Source organism: Micromonospora sp. SCSIO 07396 (genome assembly GCF_053667945.1).
On the sequence record NZ_CM132210.1, the window covers coordinates 5,945,482 to 5,968,949 of the forward strand.

37 protein-coding genes are annotated in these 23,468 nt (G+C 72.7%); 24 read left to right on the top strand and 13 right to left on the bottom strand.

The features are described from left to right. Position 1: 1 nt before the first annotated feature. The 8 genes from ACWCHM_RS25820 (at position 2) to ACWCHM_RS25855 (ending at position 7,570) form a co-directional block, all read left to right on the top strand. Positions 2–2,161 (top strand): hypothetical protein, encoded by a 2,160-nt coding sequence (locus ACWCHM_RS25820; RefSeq protein ID WP_454220189.1) that lies wholly within the window; start codon positions 2–4, stop codon positions 2,159–2,161. Positions 2,162–2,165: 4 nt separating this feature from the next. Continuing rightward, positions 2,166–4,031 (top strand): carbohydrate binding domain-containing protein, encoded by a 1,866-nt coding sequence (locus ACWCHM_RS25825; RefSeq protein ID WP_454220191.1) that lies wholly within the window; start codon positions 2,166–2,168, stop codon positions 4,029–4,031. Beyond that, positions 4,031–5,683 (top strand): hypothetical protein, encoded by a 1,653-nt coding sequence (locus ACWCHM_RS25830; RefSeq protein WP_454220192.1) that lies wholly within the window; start codon positions 4,031–4,033, stop codon positions 5,681–5,683. The genes ACWCHM_RS25825 and ACWCHM_RS25830 overlap by 1 nt, the downstream gene beginning before the upstream one ends. A gap of 5 nt (positions 5,684–5,688) precedes the next feature. Continuing rightward, positions 5,689–5,874: a hypothetical protein gene (locus ACWCHM_RS25835; protein ID WP_454220194.1), complete on the top strand. Its 186-nt coding sequence runs from the start codon at positions 5,689–5,691 to the stop codon at positions 5,872–5,874. Continuing rightward, entirely contained in the window at positions 5,871–6,746 is an 876-nt protein-coding gene (locus ACWCHM_RS25840; RefSeq protein ID WP_454220195.1) for a hypothetical protein, read from the top strand. The genes ACWCHM_RS25835 and ACWCHM_RS25840 overlap by 4 nt, the downstream gene beginning before the upstream one ends. A gap of 65 nt (positions 6,747–6,811) precedes the next feature. Then, positions 6,812–7,018, top strand: coding sequence for a hypothetical protein (locus ACWCHM_RS25845; protein WP_454220196.1), 207 nt, complete (start codon positions 6,812–6,814; stop codon positions 7,016–7,018). Next, positions 7,015–7,257: a hypothetical protein gene (locus ACWCHM_RS25850; protein ID WP_454220197.1), complete on the top strand. Its 243-nt coding sequence runs from the start codon at positions 7,015–7,017 to the stop codon at positions 7,255–7,257. The genes ACWCHM_RS25845 and ACWCHM_RS25850 overlap by 4 nt, the downstream gene beginning before the upstream one ends. Before the next feature lie 70 nt (positions 7,258–7,327). Then, the gene (locus ACWCHM_RS25855; RefSeq protein WP_454220199.1) at positions 7,328–7,570 is read left to right on the top strand and encodes a hypothetical protein; all 243 of its coding nucleotides are present in this window, start codon (positions 7,328–7,330) and stop codon (positions 7,568–7,570) included. Positions 7,571–7,675: 105 nt separating this feature from the next. Here ACWCHM_RS25855 and ACWCHM_RS25860 read toward each other — a convergent pair whose 3' ends face one another. The 3 genes from ACWCHM_RS25860 to ACWCHM_RS25870 form a co-directional block, all read right to left on the bottom strand. After that, entirely contained in the window at positions 7,676–8,083 is a 408-nt protein-coding gene (locus ACWCHM_RS25860; RefSeq protein WP_454220200.1) for a hypothetical protein, read from the bottom strand. Positions 8,084–8,189: 106 nt separating this feature from the next. Beyond that, positions 8,190–8,489 carry a hypothetical protein gene (locus tag ACWCHM_RS25865; RefSeq protein WP_454220202.1) on the bottom strand — a complete coding sequence of 100 codons (300 nt, stop codon included), beginning with the start codon at positions 8,487–8,489 and terminating at the stop codon, positions 8,190–8,192. A 62-nt stretch (positions 8,490–8,551) separates the two neighbouring features. Continuing rightward, positions 8,552–8,725 (bottom strand): hypothetical protein, encoded by a 174-nt coding sequence (locus ACWCHM_RS25870; RefSeq protein ID WP_454220204.1) that lies wholly within the window; start codon positions 8,723–8,725, stop codon positions 8,552–8,554. A gap of 97 nt (positions 8,726–8,822) precedes the next feature. On the opposite strand from ACWCHM_RS25870, the gene ACWCHM_RS25875 reads away from it, so the two are divergent. After that, positions 8,823–9,206: a helix-turn-helix transcriptional regulator gene (locus tag ACWCHM_RS25875; protein WP_454220205.1), complete on the top strand. Its 384-nt coding sequence runs from the start codon at positions 8,823–8,825 to the stop codon at positions 9,204–9,206. Positions 9,207–9,357: 151 nt separating this feature from the next. On the opposite strand, the gene ACWCHM_RS25880 is transcribed toward ACWCHM_RS25875, so the two are convergent. The 6 genes from ACWCHM_RS25880 to ACWCHM_RS25905 all read right to left on the bottom strand — a co-directional run bounded on the left by ACWCHM_RS25880 (position 9,358) and on the right by ACWCHM_RS25905 (position 14,459). Continuing rightward, positions 9,358–11,331, bottom strand: a complete 1,974-nt coding sequence (locus ACWCHM_RS25880; protein ID WP_454220206.1) for a hypothetical protein — start codon at positions 11,329–11,331, stop codon at positions 9,358–9,360. Positions 11,332–11,407: 76 nt separating this feature from the next. After that, positions 11,408–12,235 (bottom strand): hypothetical protein, encoded by an 828-nt coding sequence (locus tag ACWCHM_RS25885; RefSeq protein WP_454220207.1) that lies wholly within the window; start codon positions 12,233–12,235, stop codon positions 11,408–11,410. 1 nt (position 12,236) lies between these two features. Next, positions 12,237–12,449, bottom strand: a complete 213-nt coding sequence (locus ACWCHM_RS25890) for a hypothetical protein (RefSeq protein ID WP_454220208.1) — start codon at positions 12,447–12,449, stop codon at positions 12,237–12,239. Then, positions 12,446–12,790: a hypothetical protein gene (locus tag ACWCHM_RS25895; protein ID WP_454220209.1), complete on the bottom strand. Its 345-nt coding sequence runs from the start codon at positions 12,788–12,790 to the stop codon at positions 12,446–12,448. The genes ACWCHM_RS25890 and ACWCHM_RS25895 overlap by 4 nt, the downstream gene beginning before the upstream one ends. 81 nt (positions 12,791–12,871) lie before the next feature. Beyond that, entirely contained in the window at positions 12,872–13,081 is a 210-nt protein-coding gene (locus ACWCHM_RS25900; protein WP_454220210.1) for a hypothetical protein, read from the bottom strand. A gap of 1 nt (position 13,082) precedes the next feature. Beyond that, on the bottom strand, positions 13,083–14,459 hold the full coding sequence (locus ACWCHM_RS25905; protein ID WP_454220211.1) for a hypothetical protein: 1,377 nt from the start codon (positions 14,457–14,459) through the stop codon (positions 13,083–13,085). Between the two features lie 133 nt (positions 14,460–14,592). Between ACWCHM_RS25905 and ACWCHM_RS25910 the strand changes: the two genes are divergently transcribed. Then, positions 14,593–14,805: a hypothetical protein gene (locus ACWCHM_RS25910; protein WP_454220213.1), complete on the top strand. Its 213-nt coding sequence runs from the start codon at positions 14,593–14,595 to the stop codon at positions 14,803–14,805. A gap of 52 nt (positions 14,806–14,857) precedes the next feature. On the opposite strand, the gene ACWCHM_RS25915 is transcribed toward ACWCHM_RS25910, so the two are convergent. Continuing rightward, positions 14,858–15,010 (bottom strand): hypothetical protein, encoded by a 153-nt coding sequence (locus tag ACWCHM_RS25915; RefSeq protein ID WP_454220215.1) that lies wholly within the window; start codon positions 15,008–15,010, stop codon positions 14,858–14,860. Positions 15,011–15,015: 5 nt separating this feature from the next. Then, positions 15,016–15,186, bottom strand: a complete 171-nt coding sequence (locus tag ACWCHM_RS25920; protein WP_454220217.1) for a hypothetical protein — start codon at positions 15,184–15,186, stop codon at positions 15,016–15,018. A gap of 108 nt (positions 15,187–15,294) precedes the next feature. Between ACWCHM_RS25920 and ACWCHM_RS25925 the strand changes: the two genes are divergently transcribed. Both ACWCHM_RS25925 and ACWCHM_RS25930 read left to right on the top strand, forming a co-directional pair. Beyond that, positions 15,295–15,705, top strand: a complete 411-nt coding sequence (locus ACWCHM_RS25925) for a winged helix-turn-helix domain-containing protein (protein ID WP_454220218.1) — start codon at positions 15,295–15,297, stop codon at positions 15,703–15,705. A gap of 389 nt (positions 15,706–16,094) precedes the next feature. Then, positions 16,095–16,409 carry a hypothetical protein gene (locus ACWCHM_RS25930; RefSeq protein ID WP_454220220.1) on the top strand — a complete coding sequence of 105 codons (315 nt, stop codon included), beginning with the start codon at positions 16,095–16,097 and terminating at the stop codon, positions 16,407–16,409. A gap of 64 nt (positions 16,410–16,473) precedes the next feature. Here ACWCHM_RS25930 and ACWCHM_RS25935 read toward each other — a convergent pair whose 3' ends face one another. Together ACWCHM_RS25935 and ACWCHM_RS25940 are read right to left on the bottom strand one after the other, a co-directional pair. Continuing rightward, complete coding sequence (locus tag ACWCHM_RS25935; RefSeq protein ID WP_454220138.1) at positions 16,474–17,931, bottom strand: recombinase family protein; 1,458 nt, start codon at positions 17,929–17,931, stop codon at positions 16,474–16,476. Continuing rightward, positions 17,931–18,323: a helix-turn-helix domain-containing protein gene (locus tag ACWCHM_RS25940; RefSeq protein ID WP_454220139.1), complete on the bottom strand. Its 393-nt coding sequence runs from the start codon at positions 18,321–18,323 to the stop codon at positions 17,931–17,933. The genes ACWCHM_RS25935 and ACWCHM_RS25940 overlap by 1 nt, the downstream gene beginning before the upstream one ends. Positions 18,324–18,597: 274 nt before the next feature. Between ACWCHM_RS25940 and ACWCHM_RS25945 the strand changes: the two genes are divergently transcribed. The 12 genes from ACWCHM_RS25945 to ACWCHM_RS26000 all read left to right on the top strand — a co-directional run bounded on the left by ACWCHM_RS25945 (position 18,598) and on the right by ACWCHM_RS26000 (position 23,465). Then, complete coding sequence (locus ACWCHM_RS25945; protein ID WP_454220140.1) at positions 18,598–18,867, top strand: hypothetical protein; 270 nt, start codon at positions 18,598–18,600, stop codon at positions 18,865–18,867. Continuing rightward, positions 18,864–19,046 carry a hypothetical protein gene (locus tag ACWCHM_RS25950; RefSeq protein ID WP_454220141.1) on the top strand — a complete coding sequence of 61 codons (183 nt, stop codon included), beginning with the start codon at positions 18,864–18,866 and terminating at the stop codon, positions 19,044–19,046. Before ACWCHM_RS25945 ends, ACWCHM_RS25950 begins: the two co-directional genes overlap by 4 nt. A gap of 168 nt (positions 19,047–19,214) precedes the next feature. Continuing rightward, positions 19,215–19,676 carry a hypothetical protein gene (locus ACWCHM_RS25955; RefSeq protein ID WP_454220142.1) on the top strand — a complete coding sequence of 154 codons (462 nt, stop codon included), beginning with the start codon at positions 19,215–19,217 and terminating at the stop codon, positions 19,674–19,676. Beyond that, positions 19,673–20,059, top strand: a complete 387-nt coding sequence (locus tag ACWCHM_RS25960; protein WP_454220143.1) for a hypothetical protein — start codon at positions 19,673–19,675, stop codon at positions 20,057–20,059. The genes ACWCHM_RS25955 and ACWCHM_RS25960 overlap by 4 nt, the downstream gene beginning before the upstream one ends. After that, positions 20,060–20,665: a ParB/RepB/Spo0J family partition protein gene (locus ACWCHM_RS25965; RefSeq protein WP_454220144.1), complete on the top strand. Its 606-nt coding sequence runs from the start codon at positions 20,060–20,062 to the stop codon at positions 20,663–20,665. It begins immediately after the preceding gene. Further along, a complete protein-coding gene (locus tag ACWCHM_RS25970) occupies positions 20,665–20,997 on the top strand; it encodes a hypothetical protein (protein ID WP_454220146.1) in 333 nt (110 codons plus the stop codon). Before ACWCHM_RS25965 ends, ACWCHM_RS25970 begins: the two co-directional genes overlap by 1 nt. Beyond that, complete coding sequence (locus ACWCHM_RS25975; protein ID WP_454220147.1) at positions 20,994–21,647, top strand: hypothetical protein; 654 nt, start codon at positions 20,994–20,996, stop codon at positions 21,645–21,647. Before ACWCHM_RS25970 ends, ACWCHM_RS25975 begins: the two co-directional genes overlap by 4 nt. Beyond that, positions 21,644–22,066 (top strand): hypothetical protein, encoded by a 423-nt coding sequence (locus ACWCHM_RS25980; protein WP_454220148.1) that lies wholly within the window; start codon positions 21,644–21,646, stop codon positions 22,064–22,066. The genes ACWCHM_RS25975 and ACWCHM_RS25980 overlap by 4 nt, the downstream gene beginning before the upstream one ends. After that, the gene (locus ACWCHM_RS25985) at positions 22,063–22,329 is read left to right on the top strand and encodes a hypothetical protein (RefSeq protein ID WP_454220150.1); all 267 of its coding nucleotides are present in this window, start codon (positions 22,063–22,065) and stop codon (positions 22,327–22,329) included. The genes ACWCHM_RS25980 and ACWCHM_RS25985 overlap by 4 nt, the downstream gene beginning before the upstream one ends. 56 nt (positions 22,330–22,385) lie before the next feature. Next, entirely contained in the window at positions 22,386–22,694 is a 309-nt protein-coding gene (locus ACWCHM_RS25990) for a hypothetical protein (protein WP_454220151.1), read from the top strand. Beyond that, positions 22,691–22,915, top strand: coding sequence for a hypothetical protein (locus ACWCHM_RS25995; protein WP_454220152.1), 225 nt, complete (start codon positions 22,691–22,693; stop codon positions 22,913–22,915). The genes ACWCHM_RS25990 and ACWCHM_RS25995 overlap by 4 nt, the downstream gene beginning before the upstream one ends. A gap of 193 nt (positions 22,916–23,108) precedes the next feature. Beyond that, on the top strand, positions 23,109–23,465 hold the full coding sequence (locus ACWCHM_RS26000; RefSeq protein ID WP_454220153.1) for a hypothetical protein: 357 nt from the start codon (positions 23,109–23,111) through the stop codon (positions 23,463–23,465). Positions 23,466–23,468 lie beyond the last annotated feature (3 nt).

Sequence of the window (23,468 nt, forward strand, 5' to 3'; positions counted from 1 at the left end):
GGTGGCGGGACGTGAGCGGGTCGAGTTCGACATCGTCGGCAAGGATGCCGGCGGGTCGAAGGCGTTCAAGGACGTCGGCGACGCCGCTGACAAGGCCGCCGACAAGATCCACGACACCGGGCGGGCCGCCGACAAGGCCGGCGACGAAGCCGAGGCCGCCGGCAAGCAGTACCGCGGTCTGGCCCACGACATCGCCGAGGCGCAGGCGGCGGCGGCTGCCCTCGCCGCCGAGATCAACAAGACGGGGAATCTGGACCTCGTCAAGGATCTGGACCGGCAGCGGCGGGAGATCCGCAAACTGACCAGGGTCCAGGATCTGCTGCCCGGCGACGACGATGCCGACGAGGCCGCCGAGGGGTTCGTCGGCCGATTCGTGGCCCGACTCGGCCCGCTGATGGCCAGCGCCCCCGTGCATCCAGCGGGCGCGGCGATCGGGGCTGCTCTCGGCGTGGGTGCGGCGGCAACCCTCGCGTCGGCGATGTCCGGCGCCATCGTCGGTGGCGCGGGCATCGGTGGCGTCATCGGCGGTGTCCGTCTGGCCGCCCGCGACCCGGCGGTGAAGGCGGCCGGCGCGGACCTCGGCCAGTTCATCCTCGGTGACCTGGAGCGCCGGTCGGCGGACTTCGTGCCAGCAGTCCTCGACGGCATCTCCGACATCCGGGCCGGCTGGCAGAGCCTCGGCCCCGACCTGGACAAGATCTTCCAGTCGCAGCGGTTCATCGAACCGTTGGTCGCGTCGGGCATCACGGGCGGCCAGAAGCTGGCGGCTGGCCTGGCCGACGCGATCGAGCAGGCCGACCCGGTCGTGGACGCGCTGGGCCGCACCATCGACCAGGTCGGCGACAGCGCAGGCCAGATGCTGTCCACTCTCGCCGACGATGCCGACGAGGGGGCGTCGGCCATCGACGATCTGACGCTGGCGATGGGTCGGCTCATCGACACCACCACCGCGGTGGTGCACGGCGGAGCGGCGGTGAAGAGCTGGTCGGACGAACTGGACATCGCCATCGACCGCGGCCGGTACTGGCTGGAGGACATGGAGCACTACAAGGACTGGCTCGATTTGACGGCCGATGGTTTCGGCAAGGGCACGAAGGAGGCCGAGGCGTACCGGAAGGCCACTCTCGGCAACGCCGAGGCCCAGGACTTCGCCACGCTCAAGGCCGCCGGGATGTCGGATGCGCAGATCGCCGCCGCCGACGCCTCTGGCACCTACCGGCAGCAGCTCGACGAGGTAAACCGGTCCCTTGGTACCACCCCCGCCAAGGTGGAAGACGCCGCGGCGGCCATGCGGGAGTGGCGGGCCGCGCTGGACGAGATGACCAGCAACAACCTCGACGCCCGGCAGGCGCAACGCGACCTGGAGGAGGCCATCGACGCCGCCTCCGCTGCGGTCCGGACCAACGGGCAGACCGCGATCCAGCACGGTGCCGCCCTGGACATCAACACGGCGAAGGGCCGCGCCAACGCGGCAGCCCTGGACCGGATCGCGGCGGAGGCCAACGGCGCGTACGACGCGGTCATGGCGCAGACCGGGTCGCAGGACCTGGCCAACGCGGCTGCGGACCGGGGCCGGGCGAAAATGATCGAGCTGGCCCGGAAGATGGGGTTGTCGGAGTCGGCCGCCCGTGACCTGGCGAACCAGCTGATTCGGATCAAGGACCGGAAGGTCACGGTCACCGCGAACACCGCCCCGGCGATGGCCGCGGCGAACCGACTGGTCGCCCGGATCAACAACATGAAGGCCCGCATCAACGTCTACGCGGAGCCGTCCGGCGGATTCGGCGGCGGCGCGCACACCGGGTTCGGCTACTCGACCGGCATGTCCGAGGGCGGCCCGGTCGTCGGCCCAGGGGCAAAGGGCGTCGACTCGCTGTGGCGCAAGCTCGCCCCGGGCGAGCACGTGTGGACCGACGAAGAGGTCGACGCGGCCGGCGGGCACGCGGCGATGGAGCGGATGCGGGCGATGGTCCGTGGCGACGCCCCGGCCCGCCCGACCGCCGGGGGGGCTGCTCGCCGCAGCGGCTCGGGCGACGGTGCCGGCCAGCTCGATGAGGCGCGGATCGCGTCCGCGTTGGCGGGGGTCCTGTCGTCGGGGGTGACGTTGGTGCTGGACGACCGGACCGGTCGGACGGCGACTCTGATGGCGCGGGGAGCGTGAGTGAGTGGACGTAGTCCAGTTCGTCGACAGCGTCTCGGGATCGCCGACGGTGCGGCTCGACCTCAACAATGAGGCCCCGTGGGGCTGCACGGGGGTGGACCTGTCGCCGCCACAGCTGAAGTCGGCCTACTCGTCGACGCTGCTGGTCGACGGTGAGCGGATGACGGCCGCCGCGTACGCCAACCGCACGTTGACGCTGTCGCTGGAGGTGATCGCCGGCCAGGATGCTTCGGCGACCGCGCTGCAAGCGCTGTGGCGGGAGCTGGACCGGACGACGAACGTGGTCCGCTACCAGCCGGATGGGGCATCGGCACCGGTGTTCTTCCGGACGATCCGGTCGTCGGATACGCGGGTACGCGATTACCCGGGCGGTGGTCCCACTGCGCTGCGCACGCTGGAGGTGCAGGTCAAGGCGGAGCCGTTCGCGGTTGGCCTGCGCGAGACCCTGGCCAGCGTTACCGTGGGCAACGACCCGACCGAGACCAGCGAGTTGAACACCAACCCGTACTTCGAGGTCGACGCGTCCGGCTGGGTGGGGCAGGGCGGCTCGGTCGCCCGGTCGACGGCCCAGGCCCACGAGGGTGTCGCATCGCTGCTGCTGACCCCGGACGGGGTGACGGCGACGGCGGAGGCCCGCGCGGTCGCCCTGGTGCCGGTGACGGCCGGGCAGACGTACCGGGCGTCGGCGTGGCTGCGATGCGCGGCCACCCGCTCCATCTCGTGCAACATCAACTGGCATAACGGCGCGGGCACCTACATGTCGACGTCGACCGGCGTCGCGGCGGTCACCGCCGGCCTGTGGCAGCTGGTCGACTTCACCGCCACCGCGCCGGTCGGGGCAGCGCAGGCGCGGCTGGTGCCCGCGTCGCTCGGGTCGACCCCGCCGGTTGGGCACACCACGCACGTGGACGAGGCGCGCATCCGGCTGGTGTCGGCGACCGCGCCAGGCGGCATGGCCTTCGACGTGGCCAGCCCGAAAGGCGACGTGGAGACACCGCTCTACCTGGCGATCCAGGGCAGGGACGTCACCACCGACCCAGCCGGCTTCAGCCCGGGTTCGGGCCGGCGTACGTCGCTGATCGCGGTCCGCCGCCGGGGGACGCCGTCGGCCGCGCCGGTGGTGCTGCCGGTGGAGTCCATGTCCCTGACGACCGACACAACGCTCCAGGCGGCGGTCAGCGGCAGTCATGGGCAGTTCGCCCGCACCTCGTTCGTCGGCACTCCCGGCATGACCAGTCGGGCGACGATCGCACTGCACCCTGCCGCCGCGTCGGTCGACGTCAGGGGCACGTACCGCGCGTTCGTGCGGGTGCGTCACTCGGTCAGTGCGGACGTGATGCAAGTTCGGCTGGCCTACGTCATGGACTCGTCGAGCGTCGCCGGGGACACGGTGACGGTTCCGTCGGGTACGACCTGGCGGTGGGTGGACGCCGGCCTGGTGCAGATTCCGCTGGGCTACGACCCGGGCACGGACGGGCTGTCGGGTGCGCCGCTGCCGGTGTGGGGGGTGTCCATCTTCCTGAGCGCGGCGCGTGTGTCCGGCTCGGGCAACCTGGACACGGACACGATCATGCTGGTGCCGGCCGACGACCGGCTCTGCACCATCAGGTGGCCGGAGTTCGGGTCGCCGACGTCGTACGTCGTGGACTCGTCGGCGACGGCGGTATACGCCACCAGCCCGGCCGGTGAGGTGCGGGCCGCCATCGCGGAGATGGCGGGCCTGACGCCGATGGTGTCGCCCGGCGTCACCAACCGCGTGCACCTGCTGCGCGATGTGGGCAGCGAGTACAGCGACGGCGACGACGCGACCGCGTACGTGCGGGTGACCCCGTACTACTGGCCCAGGTACTTGCACATCCGGGGGGTGTGATGAGCCTGCCCATTCCGCTGAGCATCAAGCTCGTCACCAGCAAGGGCGAGCGGAACGTCACCCGGGAGACCCGCGACCTAGTGATGCGGTGGACCGACCCAGGCGGGTACGCGTCCTGCCAGATCGCACTGGACCGTCCGCTGACTCTCCAGCCGGACGAGGTCGCCTACTACGGCAACCTGCTGGTCCACGACGGCCGGCATGGCGGTGTCGTCTGGGATGGACGGCTAGAGGATCCGGGCCGGTCGGCCGGGGCGCAGGGCCAGGTGTGGGACCTGGCGGCGGTCGGCGGCCAGGCGCACACCCGCGACCGCACCGTCCCGCTGATCTACGTCGACCAGCAGGTGCTGTCGAACCTCGACAGGGTCGACAACGCGACGCCGAAGGGCGACGACTCGGTCGGCAGCACACCGGCGAACACGGCGAGCCAGGAGCAGGTGCTGATCCTCCAGTTCCCCGAGGGCCTCACCGTGGTGCCGAACAGCAGGGTCGTGACGCGGTACCTGGGGCTCCAGCGGGCCAGCCAGAAGTTGGCCCGGATCGACTACACCTGGGACGCCGGCCGGACGGATTCCGCCTACCAGGTGGAGGCGGTGGCCCGTACGGACGGCAGCCTCGCGTCGGGCGAGGTGGCCCGGTCGAACAACTGGTCGACCAGCGGCGGCGGTAGTTCCCCGCGCGTGATCGTCACCCACTGGACGGCGGGCCGGAACACCATCGAGTGGCGGATCATCTACACCGGGGTCGGCGGCAAGATCGGCAACGATCTGCACTGGGGGACCTTCGGCAACCTGATCGTGCTGTCGACCAGGTGGACGGCGGCCGGCTCGGAGCAGCTCACAGCCGCCCCGTACGGCAACTCGTACGTCCTGGCGCACGAGATCGTCGCCGACCTGCTCGGGAGGCTGCTCACCTCGTTCGACGGCGCGAATGCCCGCATCGCCACGACCACGTACCAGATCGACCAGCTCGCCTATCCCGACGGCGTCGACCCGGCGCGGGTGCTCGATGACCTGCTGAGCATGGAGGCCGGCTACACCTGGCGCGCGTGGGAGCGCAACGCCGCCGGCCGGTACCGATTCGAATGGGTGGCGCTTCCGACGACCGTCCGGTACGAGGCCGACGTCACGGACGGGTACGAGTCGCAGGGGTCAGCGGATGGTCTCTACAACCGGATCACCGTGCGCTGGAAGGACTCCAAGGGGAGGCCGCGCACCACCACCCGCACCAGCAGCGTGCCCGCGCTCGACAACGCCACCCCGCCGCTGATCAGGCAGGGCAGCATCGACCTCGGCGGGGACGTCGGGTCCACCTCGGCCGCCCAGCGCGCCGGTGACCAGTGGCTCGCCGACCGGAAGTGGGCACCCAACGGGGGGCGGCTCCGCATCGCCCGGCCGATCCTGGACCTGGAGACGGGCCGGATGGTGCAGCCGTGGGAGATCCGGCCGGGTCTGATCCGGGTGCGCGGGGTGCTGCCCCGCCCTGACGCGCTCAACGCCAGCACCCGGGACGGGGTGACCATCTTCCGGATCGTGGCCAGCGAGTACCGGGTGTCGGACGGGGCCGCGACGTTGGAGCTGGACTCGTACGCGCCCTCGACGTCCCGGATGCTCGCCACCGCCCAGACCAAGCTGCGCCAGATCCGGAGGTGACCAGCATGGACGAAGAGCCGCTCTACACCCTGGCCGAGGCCGAGGCCGAGCTACGCCGCCGGCAATGCGCGGTGACACAGCACCGGCTGACCCCGGTCGACGGGTCGCCGTGCCGGCTGTACTGCGCGGGCTGTGACACGACGTTCGACCTCGTACCCGTCAAACCCATGCCCGTCAAGGAGGCGTCATGACAACGGCTCCGGCCAACCTGCTGGCGGTCCGCCGGCTCCTGCTCGACACGATCAAGGGACTCGATCCCGCCGCGGTGGGGATCGTCGGTGATCCGGCCCACCGGGGCGGCTACCACTGTGGCTCCGACCGGGTGGTGTCCGGCGACTACTCGGTGGTGGAGTCGTCCCGCGACCGGACCGGCCTCACCCTCTACGCCGCCGGACTGGACGTCGGCACGTTCAGCGTCCGCGTCGGTGGTGTCACCCACAACCTGCGGACGTTCTCCACCTGGTGCGATGCCCAGTGCCAGGCCGGCGCTCCGGACACCCGGGACATCAGGGAGATCATCTACTCGCCCGACGGCAAGGTCGTCCGGCGGTGGGACCGGCTGGGCAAGCGCAGCTCCGGCGACGACTCGCACCTGTGGCACACCCACTTCAGCTTCTTCCGCGACGCGATCAAGGCCGGGCGGGATCTCACCTCGCTGTTCCGGCGCTACCTCATCAGCATCGGCCTCATCCAGGCCCCGAAACCCGTGGAGGCACCCGTGGCACAGGACAAGATCGCGTGGGCGACGACCAACCGGGCGGCGGCCCTGCTCGCGGGCACCGCCGCCGACTACCAGATCGAGGGCGAGCCGAAGCGTCGCGTCGAGCCGAATCGGCTCTTCGAGGCGGTGGCCGGCATCGGCGCGCAGGTCGCCGCCCTGCGTACCGACCTCGCCGCCTTGGCCGGCCGGGACCTGGTCGACGAGGCGCAGCTCGCCGCCGACCTCGCCCCGGCGCTGCTGGCACACCTCGACCCGGCCCGGATCGCGGCGGCGATCCCGCCGACCGTCGCCGCGCAGGTCGTCGACGAGCTGAGCGCCCGCCTGGGGCAGGCACGTGAGTGAGGCTGGAGCCACTCACCAGGGGTCTACGGGATATCGGCTGCGTCCTGGCTGGCCTGAGCATCATCGTGCAGCAGACGTGGGTCGCGCCGACCCCGTCCGAGGCGCTCATCCTCGCCGCGCTGACCCTGCTCACCGGCCCGGCGGTGGTCGGGGCCCGGGGGCTCCGACGCGACGCGGAGACCTCGGACGGATCTGGCTCTCCGTCGTCGCCCTCGTCGTCGCCGTCGCCGTCATCGTCGCCGGCAGCGTCGTCCGGGGCGGTTGACCCGTGACGGAGCGCGGCTGGCGGGTGCTGATGGTGGTGCTGCTGACCGCCGTGGTGGCTCTGGCGGTAGCGGTGCTGGTGGCCGCTCGGGCGCTGCGGGCTGCGGAGGTGGCCCAGCAGCGAAGCTGCGGGGTGGTCGTGGCCCTCGACTCGGCGTACCGGTCCGCCCCGCCGCAGACTCCGGCGGGGCGGGAGATCGCGGCGCAGATCGCGGACCTGCGTCGGACGTACGACTGCCCGGCCTGACCCGGCAGGAAAGCGCAACCCCTCAGCCCGGACCAGCGGGGTCCGGGCTCCGTCGTACCTGGAGGTACCCATGACCCAGATCCCCTCGCCGGAGTCGGCCACCGAGCCGCTGGTCACCGTCGGCGTGGTCACCGCGGCGGTCACCGCCGTGCTGGCGCTGCTGACCGCATTCGGCCTGCCGGTGTCCGACGAACAGCAGACCGCGATCCTCGGCGTGGTGGCCGTCGTCGCGCCGCTGGTCGTGATGGCGGTCGGCCGGTCCCGGGTGTGGTCCCCGGCGACCGTCGCCCGGCTCATGCAGTCCCGCCGGTAAGATCGGCGGCGCGGTGCTCCCCGGTGACGTCCCGGGAGGTGCCGACCAAACGTCAGCGACCCCGCTCTCCTCTGGGAGGGCGGGGTCGCTTCGTCGTCAGCAGGATCAGCGTGAGATGACCCGAGCCTCCATCGTCACCCAGCTCCCGTCTTCCTCGTGCCGCAGCACGCAGAAATACTCGCCCCGGATCGTCCCGCCGAGCTTGTTCTGCGCGTCCAGCTCGCCGTTCAGCCGGTAGATCCCGACCTCGATGTCCCGCTCCACCTCGTCGGCGAACGCGGCCGTCGACGGGGCGTAGAGCTTGTCGCGGATCGCGTCGTGGCACCGGTCGATCGCCTCATCCTCGGTCGTCGGCACCAGCCACCAGGTCAGCCCACCAGCGAGGGCCGCGACGACGACCACCGCTCCGACGATCCACGGCCAGCGGCGGGCCCGGCGCGGCGGGGTGATCGGCTCGGTGGTCGCGTGCGGGCCCGGCTCTGCCGGCATGCCGGCCTGAGGGTCGATCGTCATGCCGGGCACCGTACCGGCGGCCGGCCACGGTGGCGGGTGATCGTCGGGGATCTGACGGCAGCGGCCCCGCTCCCCGCGTGGGGGCGGGGCCGCAGTGCGTCCCGGGTCAGAGGGTCTGCTCGATGCGCCGTAGCAGCGTCAGGGCCACGTCGACCGGGGTCGCGTCGGTGGTCAGGCCGATCCCGCCGAGCCACCGGCCGCGCCGCCACAGCGAGTACACCGCGCCGGGGCCCGGCATCAGCAGGTCGTAGTAGGTGCGGCCGGCAGTGACGCGGACGGCCCAGGTGCCGGCGTCGACGTCCTCGCGGACGCTGATGCGGCCGGCGGCGTGGGGGGCGGCGCGGAGGGCGTCGGCGATGTCCTCGGCGAGGGCGTGGGCGTAGCGGACAGCGGCGATGGTCGGCACGGTCGGGCTCCTCTGCTGGGGGGTGGGGTGGGGCCGGCTGGGTGGCCGGCCCCCGGGGCGGGTCAGCTGATGGGGTCGTAGCCGAGCCGGTCGACGATCGCCCGGTACCGCCGGACGGTGGCCCGGTAGCCCATGCTGCCCGGCTGCATGTTCTTGAGCTGCTCGGCGAGGTGGCGGGCGGTGCGGATGTCCTGGACGTCGGTGTCGGTGGCGCTGTCCTGGATGGTGGTCTGCATGTCCGTCTCCCTGCCTAACGTTGTCCTGCTGACATGGACAACGTTAGTGGGATGCACTGGGCTTGTCAAGCTCAACTAGACAACGTAGGTTGATGCCGTGACCGACTACCTCGACAGCGCCGAACTCGCCGCCCGCCTCGGCATCCAGACCGCCAGCGTCCACCGCATGCGCAGCCGCGGCGACCTGCCCGAGCCCGACCGGATGATCGGCCGCTCGCCCGCCTGGCGGCCCGCCACGATCGACGCCTGGCAGGCCAGCCGTCCCGGCCACGGCTGGCGCGGCACCAGCACCGACCCCGCAGAGCCCGCGCCCGTCGACGAGCCGCTCCCGCTTCCACCGCTTCCACCCGGCGACATCCACTTCGACGGCGAGGCGCTGTCCGTCGGCGGCCAGGTGCTGGCCCCTGGCCGGTACGCGGTCGGCGACAGCGGTGCGGTGCTGACCGTGGAGCCGCCGGCCGAGGACGACGACCTCCCTTAGCCCTCCCCCCTCCCCGCACGACGCAGCGCCCCCGCTCGGCATCTGGCCGACGGGGGCGCTGCTGTCGCTCTGGGTAATGCCTATCGCCCAATGTCTCGCGCGCCTGCGCGCACGCGCCTCCCCGTTCTGGGCTGGGCTGAGGTGTTAGGCATTAGGCGTTGGACATTGCCGGCTGCGTACTCTGCGTGACGTGCCAGCGGGCGTGTGCGCCGCGCGCTGGCTGGGCGTAGGCCCTCCCCTTCCTGCGCAGGGCCGAGCATCGCACCTGCACCGTGCTGCGGGGTGCTCCCACCTGCTCGACCAGGTCGGCCATGGCGATCCCCTCGGCGGGCGCGGCCCGCAGCGCCCCCATGATCCGCTCGTCGAGGGTGTTCTCCTCGGCGGTTGGGGGAGGGGGCGGGGTGGCCTGGGCGCGTCGGCGCAGTTCGTCGACGGACAGGTCCGGGACGCCGGTGTGGTCCTGGCCGGCGATGGCGTCCAGGGCGTCGCGGATCTGGGCGCGGACCTGCTCAGCTCCGGCTCCTCGGGGGAGTTCCATGGTCTGCTCCATCTCGCTAGTTGATCTTGAGGTGTTGGGCGATGCGTCCGTGACCTGCTCGTCGGGCCACCGGTCCCGGCACGCCTGCACGATGGCCGCGATGTCGGCCGGGTCTTCCAGGTGCCAGGTGCGCGACTCGATCTGCCGACCGCGCTTGCCGGCCTGCTGGACCATCTGCCCCGGCAGGGTGAACTCGGTCGGGTCCACCCCTTCGGTCGAGGGGAGGATGGCCTTCACGTCGCGGCGGTTCTCCAGCAGCCCGACCACGACTTCGTCGAGCTGGCCGCGCAGTGCCCCGGTCCACGTGCTGTGATCCGGGCGCTGGTCGGCGATGATCAGCGCCCCCGACGCCGAGCGGATCTTGCGGGCCAGGGCTTCGGTCCACTCCTTCGCGTTCTCGTCGGCCAGGACCAGGGCCCCGTACTCGTCGATGACGACGACCAGGGCGCGACGGCGCGCGGTCGGCTTGAGCACGGAGTCCGGGGCGGCCGCGCCGCGTCGGTCGTTCTCGTCGGCGGCCCACCGCAGCAGCGCGATGGCGTCGGCCGGGTTGGTGGCCCGACGGATCAGCCGCGGCGCCCAGGGCTGGGACGCCTTGCCGTGTTCCTTGCAGTCGATCACCGCGATGTCGACGTCGACCATGCGGCACAGGCCCGCGAGCAGGTTGTGCAGCAGCACCGTCTTCCCGCCGCCCTTCTTACTGGCGATGGCCACCGCCCGGCCGCCGCGGTCGTTGCGCACCGCCAGCGACGCGGCCGGCCCGTCGGCGGAGACGCCCCAGGGGATCGGGTCGACCATGCTGGTCGGCCGGCACCACGCGGCGAGGTCCTCGGTGGCCGGGTGCGGCAGCGGGACCGGCTGTCCGCGCTCGTCGCGCCACGGGTCGGTGTGGGTGATGAGCAGGTCGAGCTGGCCGGGGTCCTCGCCGCCGCCCTGCGGGTCGATCCGCAGCCGCCACACCGGGACGCCGCGCACGCACGCGAGGTCTTCGAGGTGGTCGACCACGTGCCGGGCTCGCTGCTGGCCCCGGACGACCTCCAGGCGCAGCCGGTCGTACACCCGGCCGGCGGTCCCGCTGACCACGCGCACGCCACCGAGGCCGGCCCGGTGCGACCAGTCCGGCCACGCCTCGACCAGCTCGTCGACGCGGATGCGACCGCGGACCCGGTGCGACCGCCACCACGGCGTGCCGCCGGCCCACAGTCCGGCCGCCCAGAGCGCGGCCGCGCCGAGCGACCACGGGCCGGCCAGGTCGGCCAGGACCACCCAGCCGGCGGCCCCGCCGACGACGAGCCGGCCGTAGAGCTGCTCGGCGGGGCTGAGCCGCTGGGCCAGGGCGAGGCCTGCGGCACCGGCCACGGCCAGCGTCCCGTACCCGTAGGTGGGCGCGACGTCGGCCAGCCCGGCCACCAGGTACGCGCCGCCGGCCACCTCGGCGGGGACCAGCTGCCAGCGGTGCCGGCGCAGCCACCGGCGCATCGCCGACCGGGTCGGCGGGGCCTGCCCGGTCCGCTGCTGGCGGGCGGGCTCGGCGGCCGGGATCGGCTCCGAGCGGATGTAGCGGGGATTCGGGTTACGTCGGGCCACCGGTGGCCCTCCTCTCTACGGGCGGAAGCCCCTGCCCCGGGCGGCGGGGAAGTGCCGCCCGGGGCAGGGGTTCGGGTCAGGCCGCGTTGACGACCTGCGGGTTGAGCGAGCGAACCTTGCCGTCGTCCTGCTTGTGCTCGACGGCGATCTCCTCGGCGTACAGGTCGTTGATCCGCTTCATCGCCCGCCGGATGGCCTCGCCCTCGGCCATCACCCCGGCCGCCGCCTCGTACAGCGGGCCGACGGCGCGCAGGTCGACCCACATCGTGGTGTCGGCGTGCTCGGCGACGTCGGTGATCAGAGCGGACAAACCGGCGATGCTGGTCAGCAGACCGGTGCAGGCGTCGAGCAGGCCGAGCAGGCTCTTCGGCTCGATCTCGCCCGCCTGGGCAAGCGCCCTGCTCACAGTCCGGAACTCATCCATATGCAATCCAATCTTGTCGATTACCTCGGTGATCTGGTGGCCGATCCGGACGCCCGGCGCGACCTCGGTGATGCGCTCCGCCGGCCGGTCGTCCACCGGCACCGCCGGCCGGGCGGGGCCGGCCGGGGCCGACCCCGGCCCGGTGCCGGTGGGGGCCGGGGTGGAGTCGCCGGCGGGCCGGTGGGCGGTGCGCAGGTGCTCCAGCAACTCCGCCGACGACGGCCGCGCCTGTGTCCACACGCAGTCCGGGTCCAGGCACCGCACCGGTCGGGCCGGGCGGCGGTCCGCCCAGCTCGCCCGCACGGTGCTGTATCGGCGCGACGCCGACTGGCCGGCCCGGCCGGCCGCCCGCGCCGCTACCGGGCCCGCAGCCCGGCCGGCCCGCACCACCCCACGCGCCGCCGCCTGCCGGACCGTCGGGGACCGCAGGGCAATCACCGCCCCCGACGCCCCCAGCAGGGCGGCCTCGATGGTGCGCACGTCAGCCCACCATCGAGCTGATCGTCTTGGGCAGCTCGTACACGAAGTCGGCGGCGCTCTCCGACCAGTCGCCGATGGTGCCCGGCGCGTTACCGACCAGGATGCCGACCAGCACGACCAGGCCGATGGCCGTGGCCCGCTTGTGCTTCAGCTGGGCGATCCACGCCAGCAGCGCGGCTACCGCGATGACCAGGAATCCGAACGCAGCGCTCATCGGTCCATCTCCAGGTGCACGAGGACGGTCACCAGGGCGGCGGCCAGCGCGGCCACGGTGCCGGCCGCGACCCAGAACGCCAGGTCGTGGCCGGTGCTGGCGGCGGTAAGGGTGGCGGCCAGGGCCGCGACGATCGCGCCGGTCAGCCCGAGCGCAATCGGCGTCCACGGCACGTACCGGGCCGGCACGATCACCGGGTCGGCGTGCACGGTGGCCAGCTCGGCGGCGCGCACGGCCGCCTCGATCGGGCCGGCCGCCGGCAGGGTCACCGTGCGGCCGGCGAGGGCCTGCAGCGGCGAGTCCTGGGGGACCTGGCCGCGCACGTAGTAGGTGGTCGTCATGATGTTGGTGCTCTCCTTCGGGTGAGTGGGCTCGGGGCGCGGCGCGATGTCCAGTCGGTGAGCCGCGCCCCGGGTGCTGGGTCAGAGGGTTCGGCCGGCCTGCCGGCAGATGCCGCAGTCGGCGCCGCAGTGGCGGCCCTCATCGTGGGCGGTGGTGATCGCGCGGGCTCGGTCGAGCTGCTCCTGCCGGTCGGCTCGTGCGCGTTCCTCGCGCTCCAGGGCCTGGGGCAGGCCGTCGCGGTTGACGCCCAGGTCGCGGGCCAGCCGGCGGGTGACGTTGCGGTCGGCCATCTCAGTTCTCCTTCATGGTCGGGTTGGTGCGGGTCTTCCAGCGCTTGACGGTCGCGAGGCTGAGCCCCGTGGACTCCACCAACTCGGCGTTGGTGGGCTCCCGCGTGAGCCGTTTGGTGAGCCGGGCGTGAGCCTGGGTGAGCCGCTTCGCGTTGTCGGTCTGAGCCGGTCGGGTGAGCCGCTCGGTGACCCGCCGCTGAGCCGGGGCGTGAGCCGCTGCGGGGCTCACCGGTGAGCCACTGTCCGGCTCACGACGGGCCGGGGCGACCGGCTCACTGACCGGCTCGGCGGCGGGCTCACGGGCGGGGGTCGTCTGAGCCGGGACGTGAGCCGGCGGCGGGCCGATCTGGGTCGCGATGTGAGCCGGCATCCTGATCCCGCCCAGCTCCACCAGAGGCTCACCGCGGTCCGCCCCGAACGCCCTGTGGTGCTCGGCGCTGAGCCGGTCGGTGGCTTGCCGCATGACGAGCCGCAACTCGTCCATCAGTTCCCGCTCGCGCTCGGTCGGCTGGGTGTCGTCGCGGAACAGCTCCGTCTCGATCGACAGCACCCGGCGCAGCTGCTCGCGGGCAGCGGCGACGGTTTCGGCGTCGGCCGCCTTGGTGAGCTGCTGGAGCCGGCGCAGCGCCGCCGCGAGCGGGTCAGCCTGCCGGCGACGCCACCACCGCGCCGGCTCTGCCGGCTGGTCGCCGCGCAGTCGGAGGGCCTGCTGCTGGACGTACAGCTCCATGCCTGCGTCGACCAGGGCGACGATGCGCCGCTGCGCGAACACCTCGGTCAGATCGTCGACGGTGCCCGGCTTGAGCAGACCGAGGCGCACGCCGATGCGCTGCGGCGTCCAGATCCACCGGGACGGCTGCCGCTCGGCGGGCTCGACGTCGGCGTAGAGGCTCATGTACCAGATGCCGGCGGCCAGCGGCGGGGTGACGAGCCGGAGCACCACCTCGGTCAGCGAGCTGGAGGCGGTGGAGGCGATGACGCCGGAGGCGGCGGCGACGATCCACACGAACCGCATGTGCCGGCTGATGTCGGGGGTCTGGCCGTCGATGGCGGCGGCGAGCTTGTGGGCGGCGAGGCTGCCCTGGTGGAGCATCACCACCTCGAACGTGGCGCAGAACATGAGGCTGCCGGCGTCGCCGAGGCCGAGGGGGCCGTGGGCGACCTCGTACATGCCCTCCATCGCGAAGAGCGTGGCCAAGGTGACCGCGACCAGGCCGAGGCGCTCGTGCACCTGGCCGGTGCGGAGGAACTTCCAGATCAGGCCCAGGGCGAGCAGCGCGCCCACCGCACCGGCACCGAAGAGCAGGGGCTGGCCGTAGCCGGTCAGCCAGGTGAGGACGGCGTCGACCGTGGGTCGGATCGACTCAGGGATCTGCATGCCGCACATCATGGCGCGTCTGTCGCCTCTGGCGCAACTGTCGCGACACGGTTAGCGTGTCGCTGTGGTTATGACGGGCGTGTCAGTCGTGCGATCATCCGTGGGCAGATACCACCGGAGCGGGGAGCGCGCGTTGAGCGGCGAGTGGATGAGCGTCACCGAGGCGGCTGCGGCCCTGGAGGTGTCGACCCGCACCGTGCAGCGGTCCCTGGCCGACGAGGAGCAGCGCGCCGAAGAGTGGGGCGACGAGGGCACCGGGTGGCGGTACAAACCGCTGTCCCGGCGCGGCATCTACCAGCTTCGCCGGTCGGCTGTCCTGCGCAAGGCCGGCCAGCCCGACACCTGACCCCCTGACGCAGAGCAGCCCCCGACCGCGCTGGTCGGGGGCTGTCGTGTGCTCAGGCCCGCTCCGCCCGCACCCGGGCGAGCAGCTCGGCCGCCCACCGCCCCGTCTCACACCGGCCCGCCGCGCAGGCCGGGCACCGCTGGTGCACCTGGACGATGACCGATGCGACGGCCGGGTCGCCGCCCTGGCCGATGTCGTCCGCCATCCCGGTCACCGCTGCCACCACCCGGCGATGCCGGCCACCGTGAGAACCAGGACCACGGCGGCGATGACCCAGCCAGGCCAGCGCGCCGGGGCCGGCCGGGCGGTGGCGGGTTGGGGGACCTCGCGGCCGTCCGGGCAGCGTCCGCCGGGCCAGGTGTGCTGGTGCGGGTCGGTCATGGTGCCTCCTGCCGTCGCAGAGGGTGCCGTTCCCAGCACTCTACGAGGGTCCCTGGGCCCCCTGGGCCCCTAGGATCACCGGCGGGTCGCACGGCATACCGTCCACTAGTGATCAACTCGGCGGCAGAGAGGGCCGTCTACCGGCAGCTCGCCGACGTCCTACGCGAGCAGATCGCGGCCGGCCAGCCGCCGCCGGGAGAGCTGCTGCCGTCAACCCTGCGCATCGGCCAGGAGCACGGCCTCGGCCGGGAGACGGTCCGCCGAGCCCTGCGGGTGCTGCGCGACGAGGGCCTGATTGTCGTAGAGCGCGGCTACGGTGCCCGGGTGGTCGAGCAGGATCAGCCGACGGTGGTGTCGGTGCCGCGGGGCGGCCGGGTGCGTGTGCGGATGCCGACGGAGGCGGACAGGGTTGAGCTGGGGATCGCGCCGGGGGCGATGACGGCGGTGATCGTGGTGACGGTCGGCGGCCGGGAGCGGGGTAGGTATCGGGCGGACCAGGTGGAGTTGGTGGCCAAGTAAACGTCAAGATCGGCGATCTTGACAACGGCTGTCCGACCCGTCCCCGGCGTCACGATCCACAGATCCCGCCGTCGCGCACCCGACACACCCGGCCCGACATGCCCCATACCACCCGACATGCCAGAGGCGCGCGTCTATGCGTTATTACGGGCGGCAGGCATCCCTGCACAGCGTGTGCAAGTTGCACGGTGCGTCGATGCAAACACCCGTCACAGGCATCTCACATACGAACGAAAGATCTCGTACAGTAGTCCGATCCCTACAGCCGGACCTGCGACAACCCCGTCCCCGCAGTCCCGGCCATCGGACCACCAGGAGGTGCCACCCACCTGCCAGGAGGCCGGACCGCACCCGACCTCCGATCACCCTCCCCGTACCACCGATCGGAGATGCTCATGCACCGCCTCGGCGTCACCATCGCCGCCGCCGCCCTGCTCCTCTTCGCCGCCCTCACCGTCTACGCCTTCACCGCCCTCCGGCCGGCCCTCGCCGAACTGATCGTGCTCGCCCTCGGCGACCTGGTCCTCTGGATGACCGCCAGCCACCTCCTCCGCGCCGGGGAGGTCGGCGGTACGCGGGAGGCCGCCGACCCCCGCACGTACGGACCCAACGTCTACCCGCTGCCCACCCGGGGCATGGACCCGGAGACCGCCGACGCCGTGTCGCGGATCCGCCGCCGCCTGGCCAGCGGCCTGCACCGCTGAATCCTGGGTCACGTTCGGCGCATGGCACGTCGGTGCTATGCGCCGAACGTGACCGAGACTCCCGTCAGCGCCACTGCACTTCGATCCGCTCCCCCACCGGCTGGCGGTACCGCGTCGCGGGTTGCAGCGTCACGGTGACGAGCACCTGCCGCAGCGCCCGATTCCGTTCCGCGCCGCTCATCTCCGGCCACAGGGCGAGCAGCTTCTCCCCGACGGACACCACCAGCTCAGGTGCCGCCGTCTCGACGACAGACCTGGACTCGGCCAGGTTCTGCGTGAGCTGTGCCTCGGCGGCACGCAGCTCGGCCATCGTGTCCTCGTAGGTGCGGTCGTCCAGCTGCTCGCGCGCCCACCGCTGCGTCGCCCTGGCCATCGCCCGCCGCGTCGCCTCAATCTCCCGCTGGGTGACCTCTGCATCGATGCCGGCCCGTGTCGCCCGAGCCAGGTGCGCCCGTCGTGCCGTCACGTCCCCGCGCAGCCGTTCGATTCGCTGCCGAACCTGCTCCAGCACGGCGCTCTCCACCGTCGCCAGGTTCGGCTGGCCGCAACCTCGGCAGGCGCTGACCATCTCGAACTGCCCTCGGCAGTAGATGCCGGGCCCGTCCTTCCGCCTGGCCCGGGGCCGGATGTTCGTGTGCCCGCCGCAGACTCCGCATCGGCCGATGCCCGACATGCTGTAGCGGGCTTCCTGGAGGCGGGGGTGCACCCGCCGGTCTGCCTCGATTCGCGCCTGGACGCGGGCGAAGGTCTCCTCGTCCGTGAGCGGCGGGTGGGCGCCCGGCGTCTCCACGACGCCCGCCTGCCCTCGGCTGTGCACGACCCCCAGGTAGGTGCGGTTCGCGAGGAGCAGCTTGAGGCTGGTTGCCGCGATGTGCGTTCCGGTGGCCGCTTGGATACGGCGGCGCAACTCCCGAGGGTTGGTCCCGGCGGCGTAGTCGCGGAAGGTCGCGGTGATCACCGGCGCGAGCAGCGGGTCCGGTTCCAGGCGCCCGTCCGGTCCACGCCGGTACCCGGTGGGTGGCCGGCCGTGGTGGCGTCCCTGCTCGGCGCGGCGGGCGATGGTCGCCGACCAGGCACGCCCGATCTCGCGCGCCCGGTACTGGGCGAGGTTGAGGAGGTTGATGAGCATCATCTCGCCGGCGGGCGTGCTGGTGTCGATGTGCTCGCAGGCCGAGATGATGGTGACGCCGGACTCGGACAGCTCGCGTAGGACGAGGAGGCTCTCCAGGACGTCGCGACCGAAGCGGCTGACGTCGTACACGGCGATGGCGTCGATCTGCCCGGCGCGGGCCATGTCACGGATGCGGTCGATGCCGTCGCGGACGAAGTGGCGTCCGGTGACGTCGATGTCGCTCACCACGCCGATCTCCCTCATGCCGGTGGTGGCGCGACGCATCGCGGAGGTCTGGACGTCGGGGCTGTGGAAGTCCTCGCCGCCGCGGCCCATCAGCGCCGACACCCGGACGTAGAGAACGACGCGGGTGGGTCGGTCGGGTACTGCGGCGAGGGGACGACGGGCCATCAGCTTGCGGCGCGACCCTCGTCGCGCTCGGTGCGGTCCGCCAGGTCAGCCAGGTACTTCAGGGTGGCCCTGATGGTTGCTCGTTCGGCCTCGCTGGCGTCGGGTGACTTCAGCCGCCGGACGATGATCCGGAGGTCTTCGTCGAACTCGTCTTCCATGGCACCGGAGTTGCTGGCCGCGCGCAGGGCAGTGCCCACCTCGTCGCCGAGCGCGGTGGCGATGGCCTGGACGCTGGCCATGTTGGCCCCGCCCTTGCCGGACATCCACTTGAAGATCGTGCCCCGATGGATGTTCGACTCACGTGCCAGCTTTGCGACGCTCCAGCCGGGGCGGTCCGTCATCCGGCGTAGGTACTCCGCCCAGCTCTCCCGGATCTCCTGACCGTCGCTCATGTGCCCACGGTAGGCGGTGGCGAACGGGTCCTGGTTGGTTGACGGGCGTCGCTTTTTTGCGGCGCTCAGCAGCAGGCCAGAGCGTCTCCTGACCCGTCGCACTCCGGCGACTACTTCCCATTGCGGCATGACGTCCACTCCTCCATATGTCGCGTCAACGCGACGATACGGCAGGCATCGTCCGGATGACTAGACCTCCGCCGGACGGGCGAGAACGTCACCTTCTTGCGCCCAATCCTTGCGTCGCACTATCGCGACGGTCTACGGTGCTGACATGCAAGCGACGCAGAATGACGACGCTTTGACCTCTCGAAGCGACGCGAAAATTCGTCTCCGCCTTGAGGTGTACGACGCGCTCGCAGCCCAGCGGAACGTCCGGAAGGTTGTGGCTCAGGCCCGACTTCACGGCATCGGCCGCCAGCACATGTTCGACATCCGTTCTGGGCGACACCTGCCCGGCCTGCCGCTGGCGATGCGTATGGCCAGTGACATGGGCACCACGGTCGAAGCCCTGTTCGAGCGGGTGCCGGAGGTGGCGTCGTGACGCACCCGCCGGGCGGACCGCACACGCCGCCGCCTCCATCCGGTCCCCGAGTCCCCCAGGTCGCTCCGCTCGACCCCGACAGCCCTGAGGGGCGTCGCGTCGCCGACGACCTGTCGCAGGTGCTCGCCGAGATCGAGATCGAGATCGAGCGGCGCAAGGCCGCGCAGCTCGCGGCCTGACCCCCACCCAACCCACCGAGGAGTCCGTCATGACCCAGCCCACGTCGCCGCACCCGGGGCCGCACGTGCCCGCGCCGATCCAGCCCGGCCCGCCCCGCCCCTGACACGACAGAGCCCCTACCGCAGCCACGGCAGGGGCCCCACGCAACGGACAAACGAGGAGTCCAGATGCACCAGCAGACTACCCCGACCACCCTCCCGGCCGAGCCGGCCCAGGACCTGACCGCCGCGACCGCCCTGCTCCGCCGGTTGTACGCCGCTGGCTGGGAGGGTGACTCCGTCACCCCCATGGGTGTCGGCAGCACCGAGTACGCCGTGCACCACGGCACGGGTCGGCGGGTGGTGGCGTTGGTCGACCGCGACGGCCAGGTGGCCGAGCTGACCATCACCGGCCTGTCCATTGACCAGGCGGTCACGGCGGTGGACGCCGCCGGTCTCGCCCCGACCGCCGACCCGCAGCCGACCGGCCGCCTGCTCGCCGCCGTCCGCGCGGTGATCGCCGCCGGGCACCTGGAGTACGACGGCACCGGAACCGACGTCGACCGCCTCCAGGGCGAGGCGTACTCGGCGATGGTCGCCGCGTACGAGGCGGTCACCGGCGAGCAGATCACCGCCCGGGGCACCCGGTGACCGCCCCGGACCCGACCCCGCTCCCGGACCTGCCGCCGGTGCCGCCGCTGGGCCCGATCCCGGGCACGGAGGGTCGACCCGGCCCGGACGTCGCGCCGCGCTGGCCGGCCTCCGCAGCGGCGAGCACCCCCACCCCGGAGCCGTTCACCCTCGCCGACGACCTGTTCCCGACCGCCGTCGACCCGGCGTTGGACGGCTACACCCCGCCCACCCTGGCCGACCTCGGCCTCGACGCCGACCTGGTGGCGATGGTGCTCAGCCTCCGCTCGCAGTCCGCCGTCGCGCAGGCCCGCATCGCCGAGCTGATCGCCGGCATGACCGAGCAGCAGCTCGCCGACCTGGCCCAGTACGAGCCGGCCCGGCACCTGCGGGCGGTGGCGTAGATGGACCACGCCACCGTGCTCGACGGCGCACTGCTGCGCATCCCCACCCGGCACGTCCACCCCGGCCCCAACGCCCGCGGCGAGGTCGGCAACGTGTCCGAGCTGGCCGTTTCCATCTCCGCCATCGGCCAGCAGGTGCCGCTGATCGTCGAACGGATCGGCCCCGACCGGTACCAGGTCATCGACGGGCACCGGCGGCTGTCCGCCGCGAAGCTCGCCGACCTGCCCACCGTCGACGCCGTGCTGCGCCGCAACCCCGGCCCCGCCGAGCGGGTCATCCGCCAGTTGGCCATGCACGCCCAGGCCCGCAGCTTCGACCCGATCGCCGAAGCGCAGGCCCTGCATCACCTGATGTGGGACCTGAATCTGGGCCGGGAGCAGATCGCCCGACTCATCGGCAAGAGCCCCGCCTGGGTGCGGGACCGCATCGGCCTGCTGCAGCTCACCGAGCAGGAGCAGGCAGCCGTCGCCCGGGGCGGCATGCCGCTGGGTGAGGCGCAGGCGGTGGTGCGGCAGCGCCGGCAGGACCGCGACGGCGCACCGGCACCGACGGTGCGGGCCAGGACCCGCCGGCACTGCTCGACCTGCACCTGCGAGGTGGCGTGATGGCCGCCGCACTCGCCGCCGCCCTGGCCGTGCTCGTCGTGGTCCTGGTGATCGTGGCCGGCGCGTTCGCCCTGGTGGCCCGCGCGAACCGGCTGGCCGCCGACACCGCCGAGGCCCGCCGTGACGAGGCCGTCACCGCCGCCCACACCGCCCGCCACGCCGTGCGGGTGCTGCACGCCGAACTTGCCACCGCCCGCCACGAGGCGGCCGTGCTGCGCCGGCAGCTCACCGCGCAGGCCCCCCTCACCCCCGACGCCCTGGACCCCTCGTGGTGGTCCACGGCCGCTGACATCCACGCCCTGCCCACGACCGACCGGGAGATGCCCCGATGAGTCAGATCGTCACCACCACCGGCAGCCTCGCCCAGATCCTCGGGGCCGTCACCCCCTTCGCCAGCCGCGACGTCACCCTGCCCGCCCTCAACTCCGTGCAGCTCCGCGCCGCTGACGGCATCCTCGCCGCCAGCGCCACCGACCGGTACGTCATCGGCCACGCCCGCCAGCCCGCCACCGGCCAGCCCACCGGACCCCTGTACCTGGCGCGGTGGGACGCCAAGCGGCTGCGCCGCGAGCTGGACGCCTACATCGAGGACCGGGAAACCGTCGCCGACAAGGCCACCATCACCCAAGATGGCGAGTTCCTCACGGTCACCTTCGGGGGCCTCACCATGCACTCCCGGCAGCCCGAGGGGGTCAACAACTACCCCGACCTGGGAAAGATCCTCTCCGCGCTGCCCACCCGCGACGCGGAAGGACTGCACGCGCCGATTGGCCTGACCCACCGAGCCATCCGGCCGCTGCTGAAGGCCACCGAGTTGGACCCGTTCAACTCGCCTCGGTGGACCTTCGATGGTCCTCGGAAGCCGGTCCGCGTCGAGATCGGCGACTGGTTCATCGGGGCGCTGATGCCGGTGTCCCTGCGCGGCGACGAGCAGCCCGTGTCGATCGACCTGGTCGCCCGCACCGAGGCGGTGGCCCGGTGACGACCACCGACCCGGGCCACGTCACCGCCTGGCCCACCCGGCCGACGCTGCGCACCCGCATCACCGCCTGGCTCACCGGCAAGCAGCCGGCCGCCGGGGTGGTCGAGCACCGGGACGCCGACGAGACGTGGTCGCCCATCGCCGACCTCGACGACACCCCCGTCGGCCGCCACCACCCCGAAACGGTGCAGCGCGTCGACCGCAGCTACCTGCTGACCCCGGCCGCCGTCCAGGCCGTCACCCGCGACACCGGACTCATCCCCGGCGGACCGGACGACGCCACCGGGGTGCTCAACGTCCCCAACGTCGCACGGCCCGCCCCGCCGGAGTGGCCCGGACCGGCCGGCACCGCCGAGGTGCTCGCCGACCTGCGGGCCGAGCTGACCAGCCCCAACGACCCGGGAGCGGGGCGGGCGTGACGACCCCGCTGCTCTCCACGGAGTGCACCCAGTGGCGGGCCGGCCAGCCGTGCCGGTCCACCACCGGGGTCCACCCCTACCTCACCGGTGCCGCCTGCCAGGGGTGCCGGCCCGCCGGGGAGCCGCCGCCGAACGCCCTGTGCCCGGTGTGCGGCGGCCTGCTCGACCCCGCCGCCCAGCTCGGCCACGACGGGACGCCGGAGTTCGACCGGCACCCCGGGTGCGAGGTCCGGCCGTTGCTCAGCGTCGGGCGTGCCCAGTGAGCCGCCGGGATCCGGGGGGTGCCCGGGGCACGACCGCCGTGGAGCCGGGCCGGTGCGTGTGCGGTGCCCTGGAGCCGCTGCACACCATCGTTCGGGCCGGGCAGCGCGGCGGGTGCCCGGCGACCGGGTGCCGGGCGTACGAGGCCAGCAACGTGATCCCGTTCCCCCGGGGTGGCGTGGCGCCGGCCGGGCCGCCGCCCCACCTGCTGGACCTGGACGCAGTCGCTGATCGGTGGACCGATCTCCTCGAGGCGCGCTACCGCCAGGACGAGACCAAGGCGCGGCTGCTGGAGGCCGCGCTCGCCGAGGACGTGCCGCAACTGCTCGACCGCATCCACCAGCTCACCGTCGGGGGCAGCCGATGACCGAGCCGCGCGGGCACATCGGTGTCTGCTCCGACCACGGCAAGCGGCTGTTCTCCGGGCGCAAGCAGGCCCGTCAGGAGATCCGCCGACACCACAAAGGTGCCGCGATGCGCGAGTACCGCTGCACCAGCGTCGATGGGCACTGGCACATCGGGCACCTGCCCCCGGCGGTGATGGAGGGCCGGCTGACGGCCCGCCAGGTGTACGGGAGATGGCGGTGAGCACCCGTAGGCGTCGGCCGATCCGGGCGCACCCCTACACCCCGTCGAGCGTGATCCCGGCAGACCACAGAGGAGATCGGCCCTGCATCTGCGGCCGAGCCAGAGGCAACGCCGCGCACGACCAGGAAGCGGTCGAGAAGGCCGCCGCCAAGCACGCCGAGCAGCTTCGACGTATCGGAGAGGACCAGGACTGATGACCATGACCTACATCTACCGGGCCGTCTGGCCCATCACCGACCTGGACCGCACCCGGTCGGAGCTCATCACCGAGGCGTCTGCCGGCCTCGACGCCATGGCCCGCACCGACGGTGCCCGCATCACCGGCCAGCCGGTCTGGACGGTCGCTGGCGATCGGTTGCTGTGCGAAGCGCCGGCTGTGCCGCTGCCCGATGAGGCGGTGGACACCACCGACCTGGCCGACCGGGACGTCGTGGTGCTGCGGCTCGCCGGCCTGCACTGGTCGCTGCGGCAGATCGCGGCGACGACGGGGACGCCGCACTCGACGGTGCGCAGCATCCTCGCCCGCGACCGCCAGCCGGCAGCTGCCTGACCG

Coding starts and splice junctions, on each gene's coding strand:
- ACWCHM_RS25940 (WP_454220139.1), bottom strand. CDS start 18,323: ATGAGCGACGGTCAGGAGATCCGGGAGAGCTGGGCGGAGTACCTACGC.
- ACWCHM_RS25860 (WP_454220200.1), bottom strand. CDS start 8,083: ATGACGATCGACCCTCAGGCCGGCATGCCGGCAGAGCCGGGCCCGCAC.
- ACWCHM_RS25900 (WP_454220210.1), bottom strand. CDS start 13,081: ATGGCCGACCGCAACGTCACCCGCCGGCTGGCCCGCGACCTGGGCGTC.
- ACWCHM_RS25955 (WP_454220142.1), top strand. CDS start 19,215: ATGCACCAGCAGACTACCCCGACCACCCTCCCGGCCGAGCCGGCCCAG.
- ACWCHM_RS25870 (WP_454220204.1), bottom strand. CDS start 8,725: ATGCAGACCACCATCCAGGACAGCGCCACCGACACCGACGTCCAGGAC.
- ACWCHM_RS25915 (WP_454220215.1), bottom strand. CDS start 15,010: ATGGCGGACGACATCGGCCAGGGCGGCGACCCGGCCGTCGCATCGGTC.
- ACWCHM_RS25945 (WP_454220140.1), top strand. CDS start 18,598: ATGCAAGCGACGCAGAATGACGACGCTTTGACCTCTCGAAGCGACGCG.
- ACWCHM_RS25975 (WP_454220147.1), top strand. CDS start 20,994: ATGAGTCAGATCGTCACCACCACCGGCAGCCTCGCCCAGATCCTCGGG.
- ACWCHM_RS25935 (WP_454220138.1), bottom strand. CDS start 17,931: ATGGCCCGTCGTCCCCTCGCCGCAGTACCCGACCGACCCACCCGCGTC.
- ACWCHM_RS25890 (WP_454220208.1), bottom strand. CDS start 12,449: ATGAGCGCTGCGTTCGGATTCCTGGTCATCGCGGTAGCCGCGCTGCTG.
- ACWCHM_RS25855 (WP_454220199.1), top strand. CDS start 7,328: ATGACCCAGATCCCCTCGCCGGAGTCGGCCACCGAGCCGCTGGTCACC.
- ACWCHM_RS25970 (WP_454220146.1), top strand. CDS start 20,665: ATGGCCGCCGCACTCGCCGCCGCCCTGGCCGTGCTCGTCGTGGTCCTG.
- ACWCHM_RS25920 (WP_454220217.1), bottom strand. CDS start 15,186: ATGACCGACCCGCACCAGCACACCTGGCCCGGCGGACGCTGCCCGGAC.
- ACWCHM_RS25840 (WP_454220195.1), top strand. CDS start 5,871: ATGACAACGGCTCCGGCCAACCTGCTGGCGGTCCGCCGGCTCCTGCTC.
- ACWCHM_RS25835 (WP_454220194.1), top strand. CDS start 5,689: ATGGACGAAGAGCCGCTCTACACCCTGGCCGAGGCCGAGGCCGAGCTA.
- ACWCHM_RS25995 (WP_454220152.1), top strand. CDS start 22,691: ATGACCGAGCCGCGCGGGCACATCGGTGTCTGCTCCGACCACGGCAAG.
- ACWCHM_RS25830 (WP_454220192.1), top strand. CDS start 4,031: ATGAGCCTGCCCATTCCGCTGAGCATCAAGCTCGTCACCAGCAAGGGC.
- ACWCHM_RS25895 (WP_454220209.1), bottom strand. CDS start 12,790: ATGACGACCACCTACTACGTGCGCGGCCAGGTCCCCCAGGACTCGCCG.
- ACWCHM_RS26000 (WP_454220153.1), top strand. CDS start 23,109: ATGACCATGACCTACATCTACCGGGCCGTCTGGCCCATCACCGACCTG.
- ACWCHM_RS25930 (WP_454220220.1), top strand. CDS start 16,095: ATGCTCATGCACCGCCTCGGCGTCACCATCGCCGCCGCCGCCCTGCTC.
- ACWCHM_RS25905 (WP_454220211.1), bottom strand. CDS start 14,459: ATGCAGATCCCTGAGTCGATCCGACCCACGGTCGACGCCGTCCTCACC.
- ACWCHM_RS25965 (WP_454220144.1), top strand. CDS start 20,060: ATGGACCACGCCACCGTGCTCGACGGCGCACTGCTGCGCATCCCCACC.